The organism is Caballeronia sp. AZ7_KS35 (assembly GCF_023631045.1).
Taxonomy (GTDB): domain Bacteria; phylum Pseudomonadota; class Gammaproteobacteria; order Burkholderiales; family Burkholderiaceae; genus Caballeronia; species Caballeronia zhejiangensis.
This window is the reverse complement of record NZ_JALQDV010000084.1, coordinates 1-2,412: the sequence shown is the minus strand read 5'-3', so window position 1 is coordinate 2,412 and position 2,412 is coordinate 1. Positions and strand designations below refer to the sequence as shown.

The window sequence follows — 2,412 nt, the reverse complement described above, 5'->3', positions numbered from 1 at the left end:
TACCAGGCGCAGTGCCCGCCAGGCGTCCAACGGACGCGTCACAGTCGTCTGCCGTCGACAACGAGAAACACAACTCGCTGTCACCCCCGAGCCGCCTCGGATCGCGACTGCGACGAAGTTGCCCCACCGTGGCACTCAACAGACCAGGACTAGAATGTTCTCTGAGCTATCGGAGCAATCCGCGCATTTCGTCCGCTTTTACGACGATGATGCGCTGCTTTTGGCAGAAGTCGCCGACTTCATTGATGACGCGCTTCGTGCGGGAGGCGTCGGGATAGTCATCGCTACGCCAGCGCACATCAACGAACTTCGCCGCCGGCTCGTCGGCTTCGGATCGGTCCAGAATCCGGAAACGTGGTACCCCGGGCAGCTCATCACTCTTGATGCCGACGACACGCTTGCGCAGTTCATGGTGGATGACTGGCCAGACGAAAGCCGGTTCAATGACGTCGTCGGTACGATTGTGAAAAAAGCATGCGGCGATGGGCTGACAGTCAACGCGTTTGGCGAAATGGTCGCGTTGCTCTGTGAACGTGGATTGCAGCAGGCCGCTATCCGCCTGGAGCAGTTGTGGAATCGACTGGCAGAAGAAGTCTCATTTTCTTTGTTCTGCGGCTATCCGTGGCACCTGTTTCCCACTGCTGAATCGGCCGATGCCTTCCGATTGATATGCGAAGAGCATCATCATGCGTGTTCTGCTGGCCATGCCTCCAAGACTGAAGCGGGGAAGCCAGACGTAAGGCTTGCCGAGCTTGAGCAGCAGGCACGCGCGCTCAGAACGGAAGTTGCCCGACGGGTCACCGCCGAACAGACACTCAAGCTGCGCGAAAAGGAATTGACTGACTTCATGGAGAATGCTGCGGAGGGCCTTCACAAGGTTGCCGCCGACGGCACGATTCTTTGGGCGAACAAGGCGGAACTCGCGATACTTGGCTACCGATGGGAAGAATACGTCGGGCATCATATTGCCGAGTTTCACGTCGACCGCGCCGTAATCGAGAGCATCCTGGAACGGCTCACCAACGGCGAGACGATCTACGATCAGCCCGCGCGCCTGCGATGCCGGGACGGGCGGATAAAGCACGTTCTAATCCATTCCAACGGATTCTTCGAGGGCGAGCAACTGCGGTACACGCGCTGTTTTACCCGGGACGCCACGGAACGTCACCAGCGTGATCAAGCCCTGATGCAGCGCGACAGGATGCTGCTCAACGCCCCGGTCGCTGCAGCCCTGTTGTCAGGACCGAACCTTGTCCTGGAGCTTGCCAATCGGCGGTGCTGCGAACTTGCCGGCCGCTTGGATATCGAGGGCAAGGCTTTCGCGGACGCTTTCCCGGATTACCATGGCAGCGAGCTCGCGAGGCTGTTACACCAGGCGCAAGCGACGGGCGAGCCGTTTTCTGGTGGAGAGGTCCGCATGGTCACCAGTAGCGGCGAGCAACCCGGAGATCGTTTCTTAAAGATCAATCTGGAACCGCTAAAGCGAACGAACGGCGAAGTTGACAGCATTGTCTTCGTTGCAGTCGACGTGACGGAGCACGTCCGTAACCGCCAGGTACTCGAAAACGCCAATCTCGAACGATCGGCGCTGCTTGCCAAACTCGCTGAGGCCAACTCGGCGAAGGACGAGTTCCTCGCCATGCTCGGCCACGAACTACGTAATCCGTTGTCGCCCATCGTTATGGCGCTTGAACTGATGCGTGTGCGCGGGGATACAACCTCCGAAAAAGAGCAGCAGATCATCAGGCGTCAGGTCGACCATATGGTCCGCCTCGTGGACGATTTGCTCGACGTGTCGCGTATCACCCGTGGCAGGATTGATCTCGAAATCACCACCGTCGACATCGGGCACCTCATCTCAAAGGCGATCGAGATGGTGAGCCCGCTGTTTGAAGAGCGTGGTCAGACACTACACGTTGATCTCGAAGACGGCCTGCGCCTGGACGGTGATCCGGTGCGTTTGACGCAGGTGCTTTCCAATCTGTTGAGTAACGCGGCGCGCTATACCGGCAATGGAGGGAACATTGCTGTGACCGCGATCCGGGAGAACGAAGATCATCTACGCATCAGCGTTGCCGACAACGGGGTCGGCATTTCCGAAGAGGTACTGCCGCGCATATTCGAACTCTTTTTCCAGGGTAAGAGAACTCTGCACCGCGCAAAGGGTGGTCTTGGCATCGGACTTTCGCTCGTTCGGAGCATTGTCGACCTACATCGCGGCACAGTCGAAGCCAGAAGTCGTGGCCCCGGCCAGGGTAGCGAATTCATCGTGAGACTCCCGGTGCGATCTCACTGCGAGAACACGGTCGCGCCAGTGGCCGCGCAGGTGATTGCGTCACCGGTAGTCGTCCGCAGGCGTCGAATCATGCTGGTTGATGACAACCCGGATGCCGTAGACGCGCTCGGCATGTT

The 2,412-nt window shown here is 58.8% G+C and carries 1 protein-coding gene; it reads left to right on the top strand.

Annotated elements, in window-relative coordinates:
* Positions 1–154 precede the first annotated feature (154 nt).
* A partial coding sequence (locus NCT05_RS36580) for an ATP-binding protein (protein ID WP_250504787.1) occupies positions 155–2,412 on the top strand: 2,258 nt, incomplete at its 3' end.